Source organism: Streptomyces sp. NL15-2K, from assembly GCF_030551255.1.
Lineage (GTDB): Bacteria > Actinomycetota > Actinomycetes > Streptomycetales > Streptomycetaceae > Streptomyces.
Genome location: NZ_CP130630.1, coordinates 2,458,915 through 2,480,846, shown reverse-complemented (window position 1 = coordinate 2,480,846; position 21,932 = coordinate 2,458,915). Strand labels below are relative to the sequence as shown.

The window sequence follows — 21,932 nt, the reverse complement described above, 5'->3', positions numbered from 1 at the left end:
CATCCGCGTGATTTCTCCCCAAAAGTAGCTCAGCCGAGTGCGGATGCCGCCCCCTTGAGCACCAGTCCGGCGCCGAGCGCCACGACGACGAGCGCGGACGCCAGGGGGGCGGTCCGGCGGACCAGGGCCGTCACGGGGCTGGTCGCCCAGCGCGGGCGCTTGTCCAGCACGCGGGTGACACCGGTCCCGAGCTTGACGACCGCGAAGCCGGCCGCGGTGAGGGTGAGGGCGAGCCCGATGCCGTACGCGACGACGAGCAGGAGCCCGAACCAGGCCTGCCCCAGGGCCGCCGCGCCCACCAGCACCACCACGGCGGAGGGGCTGGGCACGAGGCCACCGGCGAAGCCGAGGAGGATCGTGCCGCGGAGGGTGGGGGCGGTGGCGTGGGTGTGGGTGAAGCCGCCGTGGGTGTGGCGTATGGGGGTGTGAGCGGTGTGGTGGTTGGGGTGGCTGGAGTGGCTGTGGTCGTGACTGTGCGGGTGGGGTTCGGCAGTGGCGTGACTGTGCGTGTGGGTTTCAGCGGCGGCGTGGCTGTGTGCGGCCGCGAGGACCAAGGGGCGCTCGGGGGCGTCGGCCGTCTGGTGTGTGCCACCGGGCTCGTCGCCGTGGCCGTGGTCGTCTGTATGCCCGTGGTCGTGTGTATGCCGGTGATCGTGTGTATGCCCGTGGTCGTGGCTGTGCCCGTGCGTATGGCCGGGCCCGTCCTCGTGCGCATGCCCGTGCCCGTGCGTGTGGCTCCGGTTGCGCCAGGCCCGTCGTACGAGGGTCAGCCCCGCGGCCGTCACCAGTGCGCCGCTCGCGATGCCCAGCCAGGTGATCACCGAGGGCGCCGCCGCCGAGCCGGCCGTGACCAGGAGGCCGAGGGCGACCACGCCGAGGGTGTGGGTGACCGTGACCGACGCGGCCAGGGGCAGGACGTCCTTCATGCGGGCCCTGCCTCCCCGGGCGGCGGCCACGGCGGCCATCAGGGTCTTGCCGTGGCCCGGTGCGAGGGCGTGCATCGCGCCGAGGGCGACGGCGATGAGGAGGGCGAGGGCGGCGAACGCGGGGGTGAGATCGTGGCGGGCCACAAGGTCGTCCAGGGCCCGGGTCCAGCGGTCGACGCCACGCGGCAGGACGGAGGCGGCGGGCGCGTCCGCCTCCTCCTCGGTCAGGGCGGGGCCGCCGGGGCGCACCCGGAGCGACGCGGCCGCGGTGTCGGCGGGGGAGGAGAGCAACTCCTCGGGGTAACTGGTCAGTTCGCGCGACAGAGACTCTTTCGGTACGTCCGACGCGGTGAGCGTCATCCGGTCGCCGCGCGCGGTGATCTCCCGCCAGCCGGGGCCGGCGTCCGCGCCCGCGCCGCGGAAGCCGAGGGTCGTCGTGTCGCCCTCGGGGAGCGGTGCGGTCAGCCGGCACTCCACGCGGAGGGTGTCGAGCCCGGCCTGACCGGGTCGCACGCGCGCGTCGCTGCGTTGAGCCGTGAGGCCGACCGTGCGTCCGTCGATGGTGAGCCCGGTGTCCTCGGCGGCCCTCGCACACCGCTGCCGGGCCCACTCGGTCATGCCCAGCTTCTTGATGTCCGGCTGGGCCTGGGTCGCGGGGATCTCGGCGAGGTCCTCGACGTGGTCGACGCGCAGTTCGCCGGGGGCGGCGACGAGACCGTCGTAGCGGTTGACGGTGAAGTTGCCGAGGGGGTGCGCGCTCGCGGTGGTGGCGGGGAGCAGCGCGAGCGCGCCGGCGGCGGCGAGGACGGCCGCGGCGGAGGCGAACAGGCGACGGGGCATCACTTGGCCGCCTCCCGCGCCTTGAGGGCCTTACCGGCCTCGCGGGCCCCGGTCGGCGAGAAGCCGGGGTTCAGCTCCAGTGCTGCCTTCAAGTGGGCGCGGCCTTCCTGTTCATGGCCCGTGGCGAGTTCGATCATGCCGCGGTGGTGGAGGAACGCGGCGTTGCGGTAGCCGGTGGCCGTGGCCCGGCGGGCGTACGGCAGGGCTTCCTCGCTGCGGCCGTTGACGTGCAGCGCCCAGGCGAGGGCGTCCGCGGTGTGCACGGTGCGGCGGCGGTCCCACTCGGCGCGGGCCGCGCGCAGGGCCGAGGCGGCGTCGCCGTGGTCGGCGGCGGCGAGCGCGGTGTCGAGGTCGGCGTTGACGCCGGCCGCGCGGGCGAGGGAGGTCCAGGCGTCGACGAGGGCGTACTGGTCGTGGGCCTTGGCACGGTCGCCTTCGCCGCCGCGGTCCTCGTACAGCTCGCCGAGTTCGACGAGCGGGCCGGGCAGGGGGTAGCGGGCGACCACGTCCTCCATGCCCTTGATCGCGGCGGCGCGGTCGCCGCTCGCGGCCTGGGCGCGGGCGCGGCCCTCCAGGGCCGGGACGTAGGTGTCGTCGGCGGCGAGGGCGCGTGCGTAGTGGTGCAGGGCGGTGGTGTGGTCGCCCTGGTTCCAGGCGAGTTGGCCGAGTGCGGTGGCGACGTACGCCACGTCTCCCGGCGCGGTGGCGGAGGCGAGCGCCTGCTCCAGCACGCGTTGGGCGGTGGCGACGTCGCCGCGCAGCTCGTGGACGTACGCGTACCGGGTGAAGACGGGGATTCCGGGCCGCCGGGTGTCCGCGAGCTCGGCGGCCTTCAACGCGTCGTCGTAACGGCCCAGTTCCACGAGGGCGTCGATACGGGAGGACAGGGCGCGTTCGCTGTAGGGGTTCTGTTCCAGGGCCTGGTCCGCGTACCTCAGGGCGTCCTCGAAGTCGTGCCGGGCGGCGGCGAGGGCGGCGCGGCCGGCCAGCGCGCGGTCGTTGTCGGGCTTCAGGTCCAGGGAGCGCTTCAGGGCGCGTTCGGCCTGCGGGTAGCGCGAGGGGTCGCCCTTGGTCCGGGCCTGCTCGACGTAGGCGAGGCCGAGGGTGGCCCAGCCGCCGAAGTCCTTCGGCTGGGCGCGGAGCTGGGACTGGAGGGCGGTGATGCTCGCGTCGAGGTCGCCACCGGCCGGCAGCTCCGGCGAGAGGGCCCCCGGCGCGGACGCGACCGCCGCGCCGCTCCCACCGTCCCGCACGGACCCGACGGCGACGGCACCGGCAGTCAGCGCAACGGCCAACAGCGCCGCACACCCGACCAGTTGGACCCCACGCCAACGCCGGCCGGCAGCCGAAACCCGCCGCACGGCAGCGACGCGCGGATCGACGGCTGGTTCGCCGGCGATCCCTGCCCGCACTCGGAGTGGCGCTTCGTCCTCGGACCTGGTTTCGGCATCGGCATCGGCTGTCGGTCCAGTTCCGGTTCCGGGCGAGGCTTCGGCCCGTGAATCGGTCTCGGACACGGGCAGGCTTTGGCTCTGCGGTTCACTGGCTTCCCGCTCGACCTCGTCCTCAGTCGCGAAGACCTTCAGCCAAGCAGCGCTTGTATCGTCCCCGTCCCGCACGGCGGGGCCCGTAGGGGCAGCCCCCGCCGCAGCCTCGTTCTCCGGGGCGCTGTCGTTCGTACGCGGGGCCATGCCTCTCCTCGATCGGCTTGCTGGGGGCGGAAGTTCTCGCGCGGAGCGGCGCGGCCCGCACCGTGGGGGATGTATGTGCGGGCCGCGCCAGTCAGTGGGGCGGGCGGCGGGGCTTCAGGCCCGGATGGGGCCAATACGCCTGACCGGGGCCCTGCGCCGGCCTTCGGTCAGACGCCCGGCAGGGCCTAGTACGCCCGGTCCCGCATCCGGCGCCACCACGTCAGGCCCGCGCCGATCAGGAGGATGCCGGCCGCGCCGGCGCCCGCGGAGGCGGCGATCAGGGTGGTGTCGTCGGAGCCGGAGGCGCCGCCGGCCGGCTGGAGCGCGTCGCCGATCTCGTTGCGGACGTCGTTGCCGCCGGTCGTGCCCTTGGCGAGCGGGCCACGTGAGCCCTCCGTCGGCAGGGCGACGTACGGGAAGGCCTTCTCGAAGTCCTTGTCGTTCTTGTCGACCGCGTCACCGAGGTCGTTCTTGGCGCCGAGCAGTTCACCCTCGACGACCTGGAGCGAGGCGTCGATCACGTCATCGGTGAGCCGACGGCCGTTCGGGAAGCCCGCGTTGTCGCCGTCGAGGACGCCGAGACGCTTGGGGTCGGCGACCGGCTTGATCGAGGTGTTCAGGCGCAGTTCCTCCGCCGGGCGCACGTGCGGCGGCTGGTTGAGGCCCTCGACGCCCTTGAGGAAGACGTCGACCAGGTCGTTGCGCGGCTCGTCCGGTGCCGGGATCTTGTAGATCGCCTCGATGAGCTTCGGCAGCTCCGGATTGGTCACGTTCTCGAGGAACTGTGCGTCGTCCCACGGCGCGGACGCGTTGAACTTGTCCTTGTCCTTCAGCGGGTTGACGACCTCGTTGACCAGCGGCATGCCCAGCCGCGACACCTGCCGGAAGTGCCCCTGCGCGTTCTTGCGCTGCGTGGTCGACCAGATGCCGACGATCGGCTGCTCGGCCGACTCGGTGAGCATGTGGGTCGGCACCTGAAGGGCGATCGAGTTGACGTTGTAGCCCTTGAGCGTGTCGTTGCCGACCTCGGTGAGGTTCCCGCCGTACAGCAGGTCGAAGACCCGCAGGTCCAGGAAGAAGGGGTCGTCGGCCTGTCCGGCGAAGGTCGTCGAGCCGCCCGGCAGCTCGTGCACCGCCTGGTCGCGCAGCTTGGCGTAGTCCGGCATGGACGCCTTGCCGACGTTCGACGGCGCCACCGGCACGTCGTCCGCGACCTTCGTCTTCGACTCCAGGTGCTGGTTCTTCAGCCGCAGCAGCTCGATGTCGTACGTCTGCGTGATGTTCAGGTCGGGGTCGTCCAGGCTCTCGACCGGCCCGGTGTTGTACAGGAACGTCTTGTCGTTCTTGACGTGCGTCTCGAAGGTGAAGCGGTACAGCAGCTCGCCCTGCGCGTCACCGTTGTTGTCGATGTGGATGTCGTACTGCGCGTCCTCGGCGAACGTGAAGAAGTTGGGCCCGCCCGCCGGTTCCTCCATGGGGATCCAGTTGGCCACGATCGTCGTGGTGTCGGGCTTGTCCGGGCTGACGAACGCGTACACGTCCGTGTTGTCGTACTGGGGCTGCCCCGAGATCAGCGGGGCCTCCCGGTGGCTGGAGGCGCTGGCCGCCCCCGGTTGCAGCGCGGCCACGCCGGCGGCTGCGAGCCCGCCTGCGGCCAGCGCACCACATATGAGGGTCGCGATGCTCCTGCGTCCCGCGCCGCTCCTGGAGATAGCTGTCATGCCGTCCGTCCTCCGTGCCAACTTGCCTGACGCGGGGGATTCGGAACGGGGGCCGGGCCGGATTGGTCGAATCTCAAAACTCTTTTCCTCGCTGCTGGACCCGCGTTTTCGGCCCGCTGATCCGTAACCCCATCCGGAGGTGTGTTCGTTGCGAATACCTCGTGGGACGGGACGGGCCGGGTGCGGCTTGCGGAGAGGGGGAGACGGTTTGGATGCGGACCAGCTTCTAGTACTCGTGGCAGGCGGCGACCAGAAGGCATTCGAGGACCTGTACGGCCTGGTGTCCGGGCCGGTGTTCGGGCTCGTCAGGCGGGTCGTACGGGATCCGGCGCAGTCGGAGGAGGTGGCGCAGGAAGTGCTGCTGGAACTCTGGCGGTCCGCCGCGCGGTTCGATCCGGCGCGGGGCAGCGCCATGTCGTGGATCCTCACCCTCGCCCACCGCCGGGCCGTCGACCGGGTGCGCAGCGCCCGCGCGGCCGGCGAGCGCGAGCAGCGGGAGGCACTGCGCGCCAACCAGCCGGCCTTCGACCAGGTCACCGAGGAGGTCGAGGCCGGCCTCGAACGCGAGTGGGTGCGCCACTGCCTCGACCGGCTCACGGACCTGCAGCGCCAGTCGGTCACGCTCGCCTATTACGAGGGCTACACGTACCGTGAGGTGGCCGAGCGGCTCTCCCTGCCGCTGGGCACGGTCAAGACGCGGATGCGCGACGGGCTGACCCGGATGCGTGAGTGCCTGGGAGGTGTCGCATGAGCCTCTTCCGCCGCGAGGACCTCCACTCCCTCGCCGCGCCCTACGCCCTCGACGCCCTGGAACCCGCCGAGCGGGTCCGCTTCGAGAGGCACCTCAAGGACTGCGCCGTCTGCGCCGTCGAGGTGCGGGCCCTGTCCGAGGACGCCGTCCGGCTCGCCTGGTCGACGGCAGCGCCGCCGCCGGCCGCGCTGCGCGACCGCGTCCTGTCCGCCGTACGCACGATTCCGCAGGAGCCCGGCCCGCAGCAGGAACCGGCACGCGCGCGTACGCCCCAGCTGCCGCCTCATGTGTGGGGCGCCGAGCCTCCGCCGCGCCCCCGTGAGCGGCGGCGGATCCCCCTCTTCGTGCCCTTCGCGACCGCCACCGCCGCCGCGGCCCTCGTCGTCGCCTCCCTGTTCGCCGTCCAGGCCGGTCAGACGCAGGACGAGCTGGACGCGCAGCGGGCCCAGGCACGTGAGATCGCCCACGTTCTCGCGGCCCCCGACGCCCGGGCGACGAGCGGGCAGGACAACCGCGGCCGCAGTATCGGAGTGATCGCCTCCGCATCGGAGGGGAGCGCGGTCGTCACCCTGAGCGGATACGGCGACCTGCCGAGCGATCGAGTGCACCAACTGTGGCTGATGCGCCCCGACGCGCAACCGCGCTCCCTGGGCCTCTTCGACGGCGACACGCCCTTGGTGGCGTCCGATCTGAACAAGTCGGCCACGTCACTCGCTGTGACCGTAGAGCCCGACGGCGGATCGGCGCAGCCCACTACCCAGCCGGTTGTCCAACTCGCCCTGGAATCGGTTGGATTCGGAGAATGATCGACGAGGGGGCGGCGGGGAGTCGTCAACCGCCTTACGGGGAAGGTGAATCCTGTGACCGCGATACACGAGTGCCCCGAGGGGACGATAGGGTTACCCTGCCCGGGCCGGGTGGACTCGTACGGGTGGGGAGTGACATGGAACAGATAACAGTGCGCAGCAGGGCACGGGTCCCTGCGATCACCTGCGGGAGCAGCGCGACCAGTTCGCGCCTCGATCGCCATCTCTCGGTGCTCGGGGGTCCCGCCGTCCCTCAGGGAGAGACGGCCGAGGCGACCTCGCTGATGCAGGAGCTGACCGCTCGTGACACCACGCAGAACCGCAGTGACAGGGGCAAGCGCGTGAGGCGGGTCTCGCTCTTCGCGCCGCTGCGCCGGCTGCGCCGTTCGCTGTTCGGCGGACGCTGAGCGACACCGGCGTTCCACAGGGCAGTCCCCAAGGGCCCGCACTCGGGTCGATCGCCACGCCGTTCCGGTGCGGCGCTGCACTCTCGCCGTCCGTCATCCCCACGGCACGCAGCGACGCACCGGCGCGACGCCCCGAGCGCGGGCACGTCCCCCCGCCCTCTCACCTGGGCACTCCTCACCCACGTGCCCAACACCGCTTTCCCCGCGACCGTTGACGAGCCGCCTGTCGGTGCCGGTTCACCGCTCGCCGTGCGCGTACCGGCGCACAGCCGACGGAACGAACACGGCGAGCAGCACCGCACACCAGGCCAGCGACCCGGCGACCGGATGCGCCACCGGCCAGGCCGCCCCCTCCGGCACCGGCGCGTTCCCGAACAGGTCCCGCAGGGCCGTGGTCACCGCGCTGATCGGATTCCACTCGGCGACCGTGCGCAGCCAGCCCGGCAGCCCCTCGGTCGGGATGTAGGCGTTGGACAGCAGCGGCAGCAGGAAGGTCGCACCGCCCAGCTGGCCCGCGGCCTCCTCGTTCCGGGTGAGCAGGCCGAGGAAGATCCCGACCCACGTGGTCGCGAACCGGAACAGCAGCAACAGGCCGAAGGCCCCCGCCGCGTCGAGCGCGCTCCCCTCGATCCGCCAGCCCACCGCGAGGCCGACCAGCACGAAGGGCACCGTCCCGGCCGCCGTGACGACCAGGTCCGCGGCCGCCTGCCCGAGCGGTACGGCCGCCCGGCTCACCGGCAGCGTCCGGAAGCGGTCCATCACCCCCCGGTGCGTGTCCTGGGCCGCCTGGAACATCCCGGTCATGATCCCGTTCGCGGCGGTCGCCACCAGCAGCCCCGGTACGAGGAACGAGCGGTACTCCTCGCCCGGCATCGCGAGGGCGCTGCCGAAGACGTAGCCGAAGAACAGCAGCATGCTGACCGGCATGGTCTGGGTCAGGATCAGCAGGCCCGGGTTGTTGCGCAGCCGCAGCAGCTGGCGGCCCAGCATGGCGGTTCCGTCGTACGCCAGTTCGGTCATGCCGCACGCTCCTTGTGGTCCGGGGTGGCATCTTCCGTGAGCTGGAGGAACACGTCGTCGAGGGTCGGCGGGCGCAGGCTCGCGTCGAGCAACGGCACGCCGGCTGCGTCCAGTTCGCGCACCAGGCGGGGGAGCGTGAGCGTCGGGTCCCGGGTGACCGCGGCGACGGCGTTCCGGTCGCGGTCGAAGGCCGGTTCCGCGCCGGTGAGCTGATCGAGGACGCCCGCCGCCTTCGCCATCACGTCCGCGTCCGCGACGACCACCTCGACGTGGGCGCCGATGAGCGCCTTGAGCTGGGCCGGAGAGCCGGTGTGCGCGACCCGTCCCCGGTCCACCAGGGCGATGTCGTCGGCGAGCTGGTCGGCCTCCTCCAGGTACTGCGTGGTCAGCAGTACGGTCGTACCGTCCGCGGTGAGCTCGCGCACCGCGGCCCAGATCAGGTTCCGGCTGGCCGGGTCGAGTCCGGTGGTCGGCTCGTCCAGGAACAGCACCTCGGGGCGGCGGATCAGGCTCGCCGCCAGGTCCAGTCGGCGCCGCATCCCGCCCGAGTAGGTGGACGCCGGCCGGTCGGCGGCCTCCGCCAGGCCGAAGCGGTCGAGGAGCTCCCCGGCCCGCTCGGCGGGCCCCCGCACCCGGTGCAGCCGGGCGAACAGCCGCAGGTTCTCGCGTCCGGTGAGGTCCCCGTCGACCGAGGCGTACTGCCCCGTGACGCCGATCCTGCGGCGGACGGCCGCCGCCTCGCGCACGAGGTCGTGCCCGGCGATCCGCGCGGACCCGGCGTCCGGCCGCAGCAGCGTGGTGAGCAGTCGTACGGCCGTGGTCTTGCCCGCCCCGTTCGGCCCGAGGACTCCGCAGACCGTGCCCGTCGCCACCGCGAGGTCCAGCCCGCGCACGGCGTGGACGGCGCCGAAGCGCTTCTCCAGACCTTCACTAAGTACAGCGTACGTAGAAGTCATGCCTCGACCATAGCGCACTACGTACGCTGTACGTAACTAGGATGGTGGCCGAGGTGATGATCGATGACGGGCCGACCGGCCGTACCCGAAGTGATCTGGGCGCGTCCCGAGCGGACGGGCCGGGGGCCGAAGCCGGCGTTCACACGAGCGGACATCGCGGCGGCGGCCGTGCGGATCGCGGACGCGCAGGGGCTGGACGGCGTCTCCATGCGGCATGTCGCGGCCGAACTGGGCTGCGGAACGATGTCGCTGTACAACTACGTACCGCGCAAGGAGGACCTGTACGAGCTGATGCTCGACGCCGTGGGCGCCGAGCACGAGTTCAGCGAGCCCTCGGGCGACTGGCGTGCCGACATGCTCCGCAACTGCCATGAGACCCGGACCATCATGCGCCGCCACCCGTGGGTGCCGCGCCTCATGGCGGGCGTCTACGGCTTCAGCCCCAACACCCTGCGCTATCTGGAGCACTGCCTGGCCTGCCTCGAACCGCTCGAGCTCCCGTACAGCACGAAGATGGAGATGGTCGCGTTGCTCAACGTCGTCGTGACGACGTACACCGCGAACGAACTCGCCACTGCCGAGCGCACCCGCTCCATGCCCTGGTCCGAGGAGGAGGAGAACGCGGCCCGTATGGCCTATCTCGGCAGCCAGGTGGCCACCGGCGCCTATCCGCGACTGGCGGCGGCCTTCATGGAGGACGCGGGGCCGATCGACCTGGAGGCGGTGTTCGAGCGGGCGCTCCATCGGGTCATGGACGCCCACGAGCTCAGGGGCTAGGGCCCTAGAGGCCAGGGCCCTAGATCAGAGCGAACTGGCCTTCCGGGCCTTCCTCGTGGTGGTCGAGGACGGACGCCGGCCTGCGTGCCGCCTCCGGTGCCGGCAGCACGCCCGCCTTGCGCAGCTCCTGCGCCGTGATCGGGGCCGTCACTGTCAGCTCCTCCTGCCGCGGCCCCAGTGCCGCCAGCAGTGCCAGCACCGTGATCAGCTCCAGCAGTTCCGACGTCCACGCCTGCGGCCAGGTCGCCGGGTGGATCGCTGCCAGGGTGCCGGGGACGGGTTCGGCGGTCCGCGACGTGAACCAGTCCTCCAGCACCCGTGTTCCGCTCACCTCGAAGTCCCAGGACTCCGGCGGCACCGGGGAGATGCGGCCCTCGTCGATATGGAGGGTCTCCTCGTCGCGGTCGTAGTGCAGGGTCAGGGGGCGGGTGGGCAGAGGGGCGCGGACGTAGGGGCGGCGGCCGCCGGGGAGCTTGGGGCGGTCGCCGTTGCGGCGCATCAGCCAGAGGGTGCGGTGGCCGAGTTCGACCCCGTGGGCCCAGAGTTCGGGGTCCTCGGTGAGAGGGACGGTGAGGTCGGGGCGTGTTGCCGTGACGGCCCAGGCCAGGAGGTCCGGCGGGGTGGGGGAGAGGCCGAGGCGGGCCGTCAGGTGGTCCAACAGGCCTGGTGCGAGGTTGGGTTCCGTGCCGCCGGGGCGGCGGTAGAGGGGGTGGACGCGGCCGGGGCGGAGCAGGGGGAGCAGGGAGGTCGCCAGCAACACGGGGCCGGGGCTGCCGGGTGTCTCCGTGACGAAGATCTGGTGCTCGTCCGCCACCCGCCACAGCTCGGGCCGGGCCGCGTCGATCAGCCGGTGGTCGGGGATCAGCCACTGCTCGTCGAAGGGTGCGTGCAGGACCCGTACGGGCTCGGGGCAGGGGCCCGTCGCGCGGACCAGCTTCTCCGTGCCGCCGGACCGGCCCGGCAGCTGCCCCACCGCCGAGCGCAGCGTGCGTGAGCGCGTCGGTTCGAAGAGGGCCTCGCGGTCCGGCCCCTCCGCCTTCATCAGGGCGTCCCAGCGGGCCTTGAGGGATGCCGGGTCGGGGCCCGTCGGCCACCCCCGGCCGAGCCGCGGCGGTGCGACGGACCACGGCATGAGGTCCGCCAGCAGCGGAGCGTCGTCGTGCGTCACGCTGGGCATCGTACGACGTACCGCCGACAGGCAGTGGGGGCCACCGGTGTCAGGTGGCGTCCAGGGTCACCGTGAAGGAGAAGCGGTCGCCCCGGTAGTGGATGACCGCCGCGTCCAGCACTCGCCCCTCCGTGTCGTAGGTGACGCCCGTGTAGTGCAGGATCGGGCTGAGGAGCGGGACTTGGAGGAGCCGGGACGTCTCCGGGTCCGCCAGCCGGGCCTGAACGGTGTCGGTGATGCGGCTGATGTCCGCCCCGACGACATCTCTGAGCACCTTGGTCATCGGCCAGCGGAGCAGGTCGTCCAGGTCGATGCGGGCGGCCAGTTCGGGGCGGACGTAGTTGCGGGCGTGGTTGGTGGGCTCGCCGGTCTTCTCGTCGCCGCGCAGGCGGTGGTACGTGGCCACCTCGGCGATGTCCGGGAAGTACTCGGCGAGTTCGGCGGGCACCGGTCCCTTGCCGTGGTCGAGCAGCTGGGTCGCCATGCCGGACTGCTGGGCCACGATCGCGTCCACCGAGCCGAGCAGCCGCACGGGGGCGCCTCTGCGGGCGTCCGGCTCGATGAAGGTGCCGCGGCGGCGGTGGCGCGTGATCAGGCCCTCGTCCTCCAGCTCCTTAAGCGCCTGGCGCATGGTCAGCACGCTGACTCCGTAGTGGCCCGCCAGCTGCTCCTCGGTGGGCAGGCGCAGCGGGTCCTGGGGCGAGCGGCCGAGGATCGAGGCGCGCAGCGACTGCGACACCTGGTACCAGAGCGGCAGCTTGCGGTTCAGGACGATCGAGTCCGGGGCGAAGGAGGTCACGGGCCATCCGTACCGGTAGGGAATCTTCCGTGCAAGGGGTGGACTCCGGGGTGGGCTCCGGGGCGGACTCCTCAGGGCGAGGGGCGGAAGTGGCGCTGAAGGCCCTCCCACACGTCGTCGTAGCGCTGTTGCAGGTGCTCCGCCCGGGCCGCGTGCGGGGTCAGCGTCACCGGCCAGCGGGTCTCGAACATGAAGGCAAGGCCGTCGTCGACCTTCTGCGGCTTCAGTTCGGCGGCGCTCGCGCGATCGAACGTCTCCCGGTCCGGGCCGTGCGCCGACATCATGTTGTGCAGCGAGCCGCCGCCCGGCACGAAGCCCTCCGCCTTCGCGTCGTAGGCGCCCTCGATGAGGCCCATGTACTCGCTCATCACGTTCCGGTGGAAGTACGGCGGCCGGAAGGTGTCCTCGCCCACCAGCCAGCGCGGCGCGAAGACCACGAAGTCGACGCTCGCCAGGCCCGGGGTGTCCGAGGGGGACGTCAGCACCGTGAAGATCGACGGGTCGGGGTGGTCGTAGGAGATGGTGCCGATCACATTGAAACGGCGCAGGTCGTAGACGTACGGCACATGGTTGCCGTGCCAGGCGACCACGTCGAGCGGTGAGTGGTCGTAGACGGCCGTCCAGAGGTTGCCGCAGAACTTGTTCACCACCTCCACCGGGCCCTCGACGTCCTCGTACGCGGCGACCGGCGCCTGGAAGTCGCGGGCGTTGGCGAGGCCGTTGGCGCCGATGGGGCCGAGGTCGGGGAGGCGGAAGGGGGCGCCGTAGTTCTCGCACACATAGCCGCGCGCAGCCGGGCTCCGCCCGCCACCGGAAGCGGTGTCCAGCAGCTCCACACGGAAGCGCACTCCACGCGGGATCAGCGCCACATGTCCCGGCTCCACATGCAGCAGCCCGAACTCCGTGCGCAGCAGCAGCCCGCCGCGCTCCGGCACGATCAGCAGCTCACCGTCGGCGTCGCTGAAGACCCGGTCCATGGAGGCGTTGGCGTGGTAGAGGTGCACGGCCATGCCGGAACGCTGCGTCGCGTCGCCGTTGCCGCCGAGGGTCCACAGGCCGGCGAGGAAGTCGGTGCCTTCCACCGGTTCCGGCAGGGGGTTCCAGCGCAGCCGGTTCGGGTCGGGCACGGACTCCGTGAACGGGGCCGTACGGATCCAGCCGTTGTGCGTGTGGGTGAACGCCGGGTGCGCTGCCGACGGGCGGATGCGGTACAGCCACGAGCGGCGGTTGTGGGCCCGCGGCTCGGTGAACGCCGTACCGCTGAGCTGCTCCGCGTACAGACCGAGGGGCGCGCGCTGCGGCGAGTTGCGGCCCTCGGGCAGTGCGCCCGGAACGGCCTCGGAACTGTGCTCGTTGCCGAAACCGGAGAGGTAGGTCAAGGCCTCGGCTGTCTTCCGCGCGTCCCCGCTCATGGTCGCTCCCTTGCGGTCTTATTCCTATGCTCCACCGTAGGATTGCGTTTTCCCGGACGCAAGAGGAGCAGCAGGGGGCAGGAAGGGGCGAGAACCGGCCGCGGGCTCCTCCTGACTAGGGGGTCCTGGCTGAGGAGGACCTCCTCTTGGAGGACGACGGGAGGCGGCCGGAACCCGACTCCAGGGGGATTCGACGGGTCGCACCGGTGTTCTAGGCTCCCCGGCATGTCGTGGACGCGGGGACTCCTTGCCGCGCTCGCGGTCTGTGTCCTGCTGCTGACCGGATCCGTGAGCTGCGGTTCCGGCGATGCGCCGAAGCAGGAAGAGAACGCCTCCCCCTCGCCGGTGGGGAAGGTCCTCGACGACACGGACCACGAAGGGCGCCACTTCCGTGAAGTGAAAGAAGAGGACGCGCCCGACGTCGGCGTCGAAGTGCAGCCCGGCGCCGACGACAGCTGGAAGGTCCGGCTGACCGTCCGCAACTTCCGCTTCACGCCCGCCGGCGCCAAGCCCAAGGCCGTGCCCGGACGCGGTGTCGCCCGTCTCTTCGTGGACGACCGCCCCGTCACCGGCCTGCGCACGTCCGAGTACCGCCTCTCGGGCCGCTACGTCCCGCACGGCACGCACCAGGTCACCGTGCGGCTGTACGCCGACGACGGCACGGTGTGGGCCGTGGACGGCGAGCCGGTCGAGAGCACGGCGGACATCACGGCCTCGGAGCCGGAACCCGCCGGGACCGTGAACCCCGCGACGAGCGCGTCAGGCACCCGTCCGCGTACCGAGGGGCAAGCTTCCCCGGGCCCCGATGGAGAGGCATCATGAAGCCCGTGCCCCCAGCGACATCGCTTCGCCGAGCGCCGGTGCAGCGGCGCAGCGCCGAACGGCTCACCAGGATCCTCGACGCGTGCGCCGACCTGCTCGACGAGGTCGGCTACGACGCCCTGAGCACCCGGGCCGTCGCCCTGCGTGCCGACGTGCCCATCGGCTCGGTCTACCGCTTCTTCGGCAACAAGCGCCAGATGGCCGACGCCCTCGCCCAGCGCAACCTGGAGCGCTACACCGTGCGCGTCACCGAGCGCCTCGAGGAGACCGGCGACGCGGGCTGGCGCGCGGCGGTGGACGCCGTGCTCGACGAGTACCTCGCCATGAAGCGCACCGCGCCCGGCTTCTCCCTCGTCGACTTCGGCAACCAGATCCCGGTCGGCACCCGTCACGCCGAACCCAACCACCGCGTCGCCGACCGCCTCACCGACCTCCTCTCCGGCTACCTCGACCGCGCACCGGACGAGGACCTGCGCCGCGTCTTCCTGGTCGCCGTGGAGACCGCCGACACCCTCGTCCACCTCGCCTTCCGGGTGACTCCGGAGGGCGACGAGAAGATCATCGAGGAGACGCGGCAGATGCTGCGGGCGTATCTGGCGCGGGTGCTGGACTGACAGCGCGCGGCGCTCGGTGCGTGCCTCTCAGTGCGCGCCTACGCGCCTCTCGGTACGTGCCTCTCGGTACGTGCCTTTCGGTACGTGCCTTTCGGTACGCGGCTTCGGGTATCCGTGCCGAGCGACCCCTCGCATCCGTCCATACCGGTCGGTATGCTCGGTCGAGTCTGTGCGTCACCGTAGCCGCCACCCTCCGGGAGGACCCGTGCCCACCACCGACTCCCGCACCGCCTTGCGCATCTGCCCCCTCTGCGAGGCCACCTGCGGACTGACCCTCACCATCGAAGGCAGCCGTGTGACCGGCGCCCGCGGTGACCGGGACGATGTGTTCAGCCGTGGGTTCATCTGCCCGAAGGGCGCCTCCTTCGGAGCCGTCGACGGCGACCCCGACCGGCTGCGCGGCCCGCTCGTGCGCAAGGACGGGGAGCTGCGGGAGGCCACCTGGGAGGATGCCTTCGACGCGGTCGCCGCCGGGATCCGGCCCGTCGTCGAGCGGTACGGCCCGCACTCCGTCGGTGTCGTCCTCGGCAACCCCAACGTGCACACCATGGCCGGCGCCCTCTACCCGCCCGTGCTCCTCGCCGGACTCGGCACCCGCAGCATCTTCACCGCCTCCACGGTCGACCAGATGCCCAAGCACGTCTCCAGCGGGCTGCTCTACGGCGACGCCAACGCCATCCCCGTACCGGACCTCGACCGCACCGACCACCTGCTGCTCCTCGGCGCCAACCCCCTGGAATCCAACGGGAGTCTGTGCACCGCCCCCGACTTCCCCGGCAAGCTCAAGGCGCTCAAGGCGCGCGGTGGCACCCTCACCGTCATCGACCCCCGCCGCACCCGCACCGCCAAACTCGCCGACCGGCACCTCGCGATCCGCCCCGGCACCGACGCCCTGCTGCTCGCGGCGATGGTCCATGTGCTCTTCGAGGAAGGCCTCGTGGAGCTCGGCGCGTTGGCCCCACATGTGCAAGGTCTCGACGAACTCAGGGCATCCGTACGGGACTTCACCCCGGAAGCCGTCGCACCGGCCTGTGACGTGGACGCCTCCGTCACCCGTACCCTCGCCCGCGAACTCGCCGCCGCCCCCACCGCCGCCGTGTACGGCCGCATCGGCAGCTGCACGGTTCGCCACGGCACCCTCGCCAGCTGGCTCGTCGACGTCCTCAACATCCTCACCGGCAACCTCGACCGCCCCGGCGGCGCCCTCTTCCCGCAGGCCGCCACCGACAAGACGCCCCGCCCGGCAGGCCCGGGCCGCGGGTTCGCGCTCGGCCGCTGGCGCTCCCGGGTCGGTCAACATCCGGAGGCCAAGGGGGAGTTGCCGATCTCGGCCCTGGCCGAGGAGATCGACACCGCCACCGACGAGGGCGAGCCGGTCCGGGCGCTCGTCGCCGTCGCCGCCAACCCCGTCCTGTCCGCCCCCGACGGCGACCGGCTCGACAAAGCCCTCCACTCGCTCGACTTCATGGTCAGCGTCGACCCGTACCTGAACGAGACCTCGCGCCACGCCCATGTCGTCCTGCCCCCGCCGCCGCCCGCCCAGAGCCCGCACCACGACTTCGCCTTCAACACCCTCGCCGTCCACAACCAGGTCCGCTACACCCGCCCCGCCGTCCCCCTGGAACCCGGCCGCATGGCCGAGACCGAGATCCTCGCCCGCCTGATCCTGGCCGCGACCGGCATGCACGGCGCCGACCCGGCCGCCGTCGACGCGATGGTGATCGACCAGAGCCTCGGCAAGGCGGTCAAGGAACCGCACTCCCCGGTGCACGGCCGCGACCCGCGCGAACTCGCCGCACAACTCACCGGCGACAACGGCCCCGAGCGGCGGCTGGACATGATGCTGCGCCTCGGCCCCTACGGCGACGGCTTCGGCGTACGACCGGACGGGCTGAGCCTGGAGAAACTGCTGGCCCACCCGCACGGCATCGACCTCGGGCCGCTGCGGCCGCGCCTGCCCCAGCAGCTGAAGACCAGGAGCGGCAAGGTGGAGCTGCTGCCGCAGCCGATCGCCGACGACCTGCCCCGCCTCCGGCGGGCCCTGCACGAACGCCCCGCCGGCTTCGTCCTCGTCGGCCGCCGCCATCTGCGCTCCAACAACAGCTGGATGCACAACGTGCCCGCCCTCACCGGCGGCAGCAACCGCTGCACCGTGCACATCCACCCCGAGGACGCCGAACGGCTGGGCATACGGGACGGGGCGCCCGTGCGCGTGAAGGGCGCCGGGGGAGAGGTCACCGCCCCGGCCGAGGTCACCGACGGCGTGCGCCGGGGCGTGGTGAGCCTGCCGCACGGCTGGGGCCACGACCGGCCCGGCACCCGGCTGAGCCACGCCTCCGCCGACCCCGGCGTCAACGTCAACCAGCTCCTCGACGGCACCCTGCTCGACCCGCTGTCCGGCAACGCGGTTCTCAACGGCGTGCCCGTCGAACTGGCCGCCGTATCCGCCGTCGAAGCCGCCCCCGTGGCCGAAAAGCTCAGCCCTCTGACCTGAGCAAAGCGCTGACCTGGAATTTTGCGCTTATTGCTCGCATGTCAACGTCTTGTTAACGCCGCTTGACGCGACCTAACGTCATCGCACCGCCGGCCCTGGTGGGAGTTCAAGGGCGAACGTTAGGTATCCACTCATGCTGACCATCCTCGGCTTCACCATGATCGCGACCTTCCTGGTCCTGATCATGCTGAAGAAGATGTCGCCGATCGCGGCGCTCGTGCTGATCCCCGCACTGTTCTGTGTGTTCGTCGGCAAGGGCGCCAACCTCGGTGACTACGTCATCGACGGCGTCACCAGCCTCGCCCCCACCGCGGCGATGCTCATGTTCGCGATCGTCTACTTCGGTGTGATGATCGACGTCGGCCTCTTCGACCCGATCGTGCGCGGGATCCTGAAGTTCTGCAAGGCCGACCCGATGCGGATCGTCGTGGGCACCGCCGTGCTCGCCGCGATCGTCTCGCTGGACGGCGACGGCTCGACCACCTTCATGATCACCGTCTCCGCCATGTACCCGCTGTACAAGCGCCTGAAGATGAGCATGGTCGTGATGACCGGTGTCGCCGCCATGGCCAACGGCGTGATGAACACCCTGCCCTGGGGCGGCCCCACGGCCCGCGCCGCCACCGCCCTCAAGCTGGACGCCAGCGACATCTTCGTCCCGATGATCCCGGCCCTCGCCGTCGGCCTGCTCGGTGTCTTCGTGCTCTCGTACGCGCTCGGTCTGCGCGAGCGCAAGCGGCTGGGCGTGCTCACGCTGGACGAGGTGCTCGAGCCGGAAACCGAGACCGTTCTCGTGGGCGCGGGCGGCTCCGGCGACAAGAAGACCCCTGTGCGCACCGCCGGCTCCGGCTCCGGCGCCGACGCGGACGCGGACGCGCCGCAGGACACCGAGAAGGAGGACGACGGCTTCCAGGGCCTCGACCCCCACCGGGCCACCCTGCGCCCCAAGCTCTACTGGTTCAACGCGCTGCTCACGGTCATTCTGCTCACCGCCATGATCATGGAGTGGCTGCCGATCCCGGTGCTGTTCCTGATCGGCGCCGCGCTGGTGCTCACGGTGAACTTCCCGCACATCCCCGACCAGAAGGCCCGCATCGCCGCCCACGCCGAGAACGTCCTCAACGTGTCCGGCATGGTCTTCGCCGCCGCCGTCTTCACCGGCGTCCTCCAGGGCACCGGCATGGTCGAGCACATGGCCAAGTGGATGGTGGACGTCATCCCCGAGGGCATGGGCCCGCACATGGCCCTCGTCACCGGCGTGCTGAGCCTGCCGCTGACGTACTTCATGTCGAACGACGGCTTCTACTTCGGCGTCCTGCCGGTGCTCGCCGAGGCGGGCGCGGCACACGGCGTGTCCCCGCTGGAGATCGCCCGCGCCTCGCTGGTGGGCCAGCCGCTGCACATGTCGAGCCCGCTCGTCCCGGCCGTGTACGTCCTGGTCGGCATGGCCAAGGTCGAGTTCGGCGACCACACGCGGTTCGTGGTCAAGTGGGCGGCCCTCACATGCCTCATCATCCTCGGGGCAGGGATGCTCTTCGGGATCATCTGAACATTCGCCCGAAGAACGGTCGTCCGAACACTCGACGGAGGATTCGATCATGGGGCCCGGTGGGAACCGCGGCTGGCTGCTCCGCCTCGTCATCGCCTTCAGCTTCGCGCAGGGGGCGGTGTCGATGGCCCGGCCCGCCGTCTCCTACCGGGCCCTCGCGCTGGGCGCGGACGAGCGGGCGATCGGTGTGATCGCGGGTGTGTACGCGCTGCTCCCGCTGTTCGCCGCCGTACCGCTGGGCCGCCGCACCGACCACGGCCGTTGCGCGCCCCTGCTGCCCGTCGGCGTGGTCCTGATATCCGGCGGCTGCGCCCTGAGCGGTATCGCGGGCTCCCTCTGGGCGATGGCGATCTGGAGCGGTGTGATGGGCCTCGGCCATCTCTGCTTCGTGATCGGCGCCCAGTCGCTCGTCGCCCGCCAGTCCGCCCCGCACGAACAGGACCGCAACTTCGGCCACTTCACCATCGGCGCCTCCCTCGGCCAGCTGGTCGGCCCGATCGCGGCGGGCGCACTGATCGGCGGCCCCGACATGGCGGGCACCAGCGCGCTCGCCCTCGTCGTGGCGGGGGCGGGAGGGGCGGTCGCGTTCACGTCGCTGTGGCGCATAGAGCATCGCGATACGGCGGCCAAGTCCCGTAAGGCACAAGGCGAACGCGTCCCCGTCCAGCGCATCCTGCGCGCCCGGGGGGCGCCCGCGGGCATCTTCATCAGCCTCTCCGTGCTGTCCGCGACCGACATCCTCACCGCCTACCTCCCGGTGGTCGGCGAGGACCGGGGCATCGCCCCGTCCGTGATCGGCGTACTGCTGAGCCTGCGTGCGGCGGCCACGATCGCCTGCCGCCTGGTGCTCACGCCCCTGCTGCGGCTGCTGGGCCGGGCCCTTCTCCTCACCGTGACCTGTCTGCTGGCGGCCGTGCTGTGCGCGGGCATCGCGCTGCCGGTTCCGGTGTGGGCGCTGGCCCTGATCCTCGCCGTCCTCGGCTTCTGCCTCGGTGTCGGGCAGCCGCTGTCCATGACGACGGTCGTCCAGGCGGCCCCCGACGGCGCCCGTTCCACGGCCCTCGCACTGCGCCTGACCGGCAACCGCCTCGGCCAGGTCGCCGCGCCCGCCGCGGCCGGCCTGGTCGCGGGGGTCGCGGGCGTGGCGGCGCCGTTCGTGATGCTGGGGGCGTTGCTGCTGGTGTCCTCGGGGATCGCGCTGCGGTCGGGGCGGCCCGCGGTGGGAGACGGTGAGGCGGAGAGTGGCGAGACGGGGGACGGTGAGGCGCCGGGTGGCGAGGCGTCGGATGGCGGGGCGCCGGGTGGCGAGGCGTCGGATGGCGGGGCGCCGGGTGGCGGGGCGCCGGGTGGCGAGGCGTCGGATGGCGGGGCGCCGGGTGGCGAGGCGTCGGATGGCGGGGCGCCGGGCGGGGGGCGTCGCTTCCGGCCGTCATTGAGCCGGAAGAGCGATGTCTGACGGTTCGTAGGGCGCTGCTCCCACTGTCTGCGGGGCAAATGTGACATTGAGTCAGATAGCAGTGAGATTCGTATGAAAAGCATCTGATTCGGAGGGTCCCGTATGCCGACCTCGTCCCGTCCGCGCAGAGCCGCCCTACTGACGGCGCTCACCGTCGGCGGAGCCCTGTTCCTCAGCGCGCCGAACGCCGTCGCCCAACCCGGGCACAACGGAGACGTCAACGTCCACATGGCGGGTACCGCCTCCGCCGCCCGGCTCAACGAGCCCAAGATCTGCAAGTTCTACCTCGACGCCTTCAACTTCGACGTCGCTGAGGGCATCAACTGGACCATCGAGCCGCAGACCGCGCAGGCCCCCGCCAACGCCACGCTCTCCGGCGTCGTCACGCTCGCCAATGGAGCGGGCGTCTCGGGCAATCTGATGCTGCCCGTCGGCCGGTACAGGCTGAACTGGACGGTCGTCGACCAGCCGGCGGTCCCGCGCAAGACCAAGCTGTTCAATGTGGACTGCTCGGACCGGGTGGCGGGCGTCCTCGGCCCCAACGGCGGTCCGGCCGCCGGTGGCGGCGGTCTCGCCCGGGCCGAGGCCTACACGCCGGTCGCCGGCGCGGCGGCGGTGGGGGTGGCCGCGGTCGGCGGGGCGGTGTGGTTCCGGCGGCGTCGCATCAATGGCGCGGCGTAGACGCCGCAGGCCCTGGTACCGGACGCGCGCCTACCGCCTGGCGAGAACCGCCGTACTGACCGCATCCCTGGTGGCGGGCGGCGTCTGGTGCTCCCAGGACGAGGAGCCCGGCGGAGCGGCCACGACCGCTCAGCCGGGCCCCTCCGGGGGGTCGGACCCCCGCGTCGACGCACGAGGCGCACCACGGCAACGACCGGCGAGCGGCACCGGCGCGCAGGGTGCGCCGCCCGACGGGCGCGGGGTCAGCGGGCTCGGAACAGAACAGGCGCCTCCCAGAAATCACGCCGCTGCGGGCGATGCCCGGCCCGTTGCCGGTGCGGGCGGTGCGCGGCCTGGGTCCGGTGCCGGTGCCGGTGCCGGTGCCGGTGGCGGTGGCGGTGGCGGTGGCGGTGGCGGTTCGGACGGTGTCCGGCGTGATCCGGCGGGGCCTCGTGCGGGTGCTGGTGGGGTGGGGCAGGTGCGGCCTGGGGCCGGTGGTGTGGCGGGTGATGTTCGGCCCGGTGCTGGTGAGGGTGGTGCGCGGCCTGGGTCCGGTGCCGGTGTCGACAGCGCCCGGCGTGACCCAGCAGGGGCCCGAGGAGGCGGCGGGGCGGCCCATGGGCGGCCTGGATCCGGTGCTGTGGCGGGTGATGTCCGGCCCGTTGCCGGTGCGGGCGGTGCGCGGCCTGGAACCGGTGCCGGTACGGGCGGCGCTCGACCCGGCCCTCGCGCCCACGCGGGCGGCACCCAGCCAAGCAATCCCCGCGCCGACGCGGGCGGCACCCAGCCAAGCAATCCCCGCGCCGACGCGCGCCGCGCCCAGCCCGCCCCCCGCGCCAGCGCCGGCGGCGGCGCCCGGCATGCCCCACCGAGGCCCGGAGCAGCCGGGAGCAGGGCAAATCCGCAGCCGCCCACCCCTCGAACCGCCAATCCTCGAACCGCCAGTCCCCGAGCCGCCAATCCCCGAGCCGCCAATCCCCGAGCCGCCAATCCCCGAGCCGCCAACCCCCGAGCCGCCAACCCCCGAGCCACCAACCCCGGAGCCACCAACCCTCGAACCACC

19 protein-coding genes are annotated in these 21,932 nt (G+C 72.1%); 10 read left to right on the top strand and 9 right to left on the bottom strand.

Annotated elements, in window-relative coordinates; all coding sequences use genetic code 11:
• Window positions 1-29 precede the first annotated feature (29 nt).
• The 3 genes from Q4V64_RS10645 to Q4V64_RS10635 form a co-directional block, all read right to left on the bottom strand.
• Window positions 30-1,769 carry a sulfite exporter TauE/SafE family protein gene (locus tag Q4V64_RS10645; protein ID WP_124443408.1) on the bottom strand — a complete coding sequence of 580 codons (1,740 nt, stop codon included), beginning with the start codon at window positions 1,767-1,769 and terminating at the stop codon, window positions 30-32.
• Complete coding sequence (locus Q4V64_RS10640; protein WP_124443409.1) at window positions 1,766-3,457, bottom strand: tetratricopeptide repeat protein; 1,692 nt, start codon at window positions 3,455-3,457, stop codon at window positions 1,766-1,768. Before Q4V64_RS10640 ends, Q4V64_RS10645 begins: the two co-directional genes overlap by 4 nt.
• Before the next feature lie 185 nt (window positions 3,458-3,642).
• Window positions 3,643-5,178 (bottom strand): DUF4331 domain-containing protein, encoded by a 1,536-nt coding sequence (locus tag Q4V64_RS10635; RefSeq protein ID WP_124443410.1) that lies wholly within the window; start codon window positions 5,176-5,178, stop codon window positions 3,643-3,645.
• 208 nt (window positions 5,179-5,386) lie between these two features.
• On the opposite strand from Q4V64_RS10635, the gene Q4V64_RS10630 reads away from it, so the two are divergent.
• The 3 genes from Q4V64_RS10630 (at window position 5,387) to Q4V64_RS10620 (ending at window position 7,142) form a co-directional block, all read left to right on the top strand.
• Window positions 5,387-5,929, top strand: a complete 543-nt coding sequence (locus tag Q4V64_RS10630; protein WP_124443411.1) for a sigma-70 family RNA polymerase sigma factor — start codon at window positions 5,387-5,389, stop codon at window positions 5,927-5,929.
• The gene (locus Q4V64_RS10625) at window positions 5,926-6,735 is read left to right on the top strand and encodes an anti-sigma factor (RefSeq protein ID WP_124443412.1); all 810 of its coding nucleotides are present in this window, start codon (window positions 5,926-5,928) and stop codon (window positions 6,733-6,735) included. Before Q4V64_RS10630 ends, Q4V64_RS10625 begins: the two co-directional genes overlap by 4 nt.
• A 137-nt stretch (window positions 6,736-6,872) precedes the next feature.
• A complete protein-coding gene (locus tag Q4V64_RS10620; protein ID WP_124443413.1) occupies window positions 6,873-7,142 on the top strand; it encodes a hypothetical protein in 270 nt (89 codons plus the stop codon).
• Window positions 7,143-7,379: 237 nt separating this feature from the next.
• On the opposite strand, the gene Q4V64_RS10615 is transcribed toward Q4V64_RS10620, so the two are convergent.
• Complete coding sequence (locus Q4V64_RS10615; protein ID WP_124443414.1) at window positions 7,380-8,162, bottom strand: ABC transporter permease; 783 nt, start codon at window positions 8,160-8,162, stop codon at window positions 7,380-7,382.
• Window positions 8,159-9,118, bottom strand: a complete 960-nt coding sequence (locus Q4V64_RS10610) for an ATP-binding cassette domain-containing protein (RefSeq protein ID WP_124443415.1) — start codon at window positions 9,116-9,118, stop codon at window positions 8,159-8,161. Before Q4V64_RS10610 ends, Q4V64_RS10615 begins: the two co-directional genes overlap by 4 nt.
• A gap of 63 nt (window positions 9,119-9,181) precedes the next feature.
• Here Q4V64_RS10610 and Q4V64_RS10605 point away from each other — a divergent pair, with 63 nt between their 5' ends.
• Entirely contained in the window at window positions 9,182-9,895 is a 714-nt protein-coding gene (locus tag Q4V64_RS10605) for a TetR/AcrR family transcriptional regulator (RefSeq protein WP_124443416.1), read from the top strand.
• 19 nt (window positions 9,896-9,914) lie between these two features.
• Here the strand turns inward: Q4V64_RS10605 and Q4V64_RS10600 are convergent, their stop codons facing one another.
• The 3 genes from Q4V64_RS10600 to hmgA form a co-directional block, all read right to left on the bottom strand.
• Window positions 9,915-11,072, bottom strand: coding sequence for a type ISP restriction/modification enzyme (locus Q4V64_RS10600; RefSeq protein ID WP_124443417.1), 1,158 nt, complete (start codon window positions 11,070-11,072; stop codon window positions 9,915-9,917).
• Between the two features lie 40 nt (window positions 11,073-11,112).
• Window positions 11,113-11,862, bottom strand: a complete 750-nt coding sequence (locus Q4V64_RS10595) for a GntR family transcriptional regulator (RefSeq protein WP_124443418.1) — start codon at window positions 11,860-11,862, stop codon at window positions 11,113-11,115.
• A gap of 71 nt (window positions 11,863-11,933) precedes the next feature.
• Complete coding sequence (hmgA, locus tag Q4V64_RS10590; RefSeq protein WP_124443419.1) at window positions 11,934-13,274, bottom strand: homogentisate 1,2-dioxygenase; 1,341 nt, start codon at window positions 13,272-13,274, stop codon at window positions 11,934-11,936.
• Between the two features lie 225 nt (window positions 13,275-13,499).
• Between hmgA and Q4V64_RS10585 the strand changes: the two genes are divergently transcribed.
• From Q4V64_RS10585 to Q4V64_RS10560, 6 genes are all read left to right on the top strand, one after another.
• Entirely contained in the window at window positions 13,500-14,096 is a 597-nt protein-coding gene (locus Q4V64_RS10585; RefSeq protein WP_124443420.1) for a hypothetical protein, read from the top strand.
• Window positions 14,093-14,710 (top strand): TetR/AcrR family transcriptional regulator, encoded by a 618-nt coding sequence (locus tag Q4V64_RS10580; protein WP_124443421.1) that lies wholly within the window; start codon window positions 14,093-14,095, stop codon window positions 14,708-14,710. Before Q4V64_RS10585 ends, Q4V64_RS10580 begins: the two co-directional genes overlap by 4 nt.
• Window positions 14,711-14,915: 205 nt before the next feature.
• Window positions 14,916-17,204, top strand: coding sequence for a molybdopterin oxidoreductase family protein (locus Q4V64_RS10575; RefSeq protein WP_124443422.1), 2,289 nt, complete (start codon window positions 14,916-14,918; stop codon window positions 17,202-17,204).
• 133 nt (window positions 17,205-17,337) lie between these two features.
• A complete protein-coding gene (locus Q4V64_RS10570) occupies window positions 17,338-18,753 on the top strand; it encodes a CitMHS family transporter (protein WP_124443423.1) in 1,416 nt (471 codons plus the stop codon).
• Window positions 18,754-18,802: 49 nt separating this feature from the next.
• Entirely contained in the window at window positions 18,803-20,209 is a 1,407-nt protein-coding gene (locus Q4V64_RS10565; protein ID WP_303709792.1) for an MFS transporter, read from the top strand.
• A gap of 102 nt (window positions 20,210-20,311) precedes the next feature.
• The gene (locus Q4V64_RS10560) at window positions 20,312-20,890 is read left to right on the top strand and encodes a hypothetical protein (protein WP_124443425.1); all 579 of its coding nucleotides are present in this window, start codon (window positions 20,312-20,314) and stop codon (window positions 20,888-20,890) included.
• On the opposite strand, the gene Q4V64_RS10555 is transcribed toward Q4V64_RS10560, so the two are convergent.
• Entirely contained in the window at window positions 20,874-21,731 is an 858-nt protein-coding gene (locus Q4V64_RS10555) for a hypothetical protein (RefSeq protein WP_303715958.1), read from the bottom strand. The genes Q4V64_RS10560 and Q4V64_RS10555 overlap by 17 nt on opposite strands.
• Window positions 21,732-21,932: the final 201 nt, after the last annotated feature.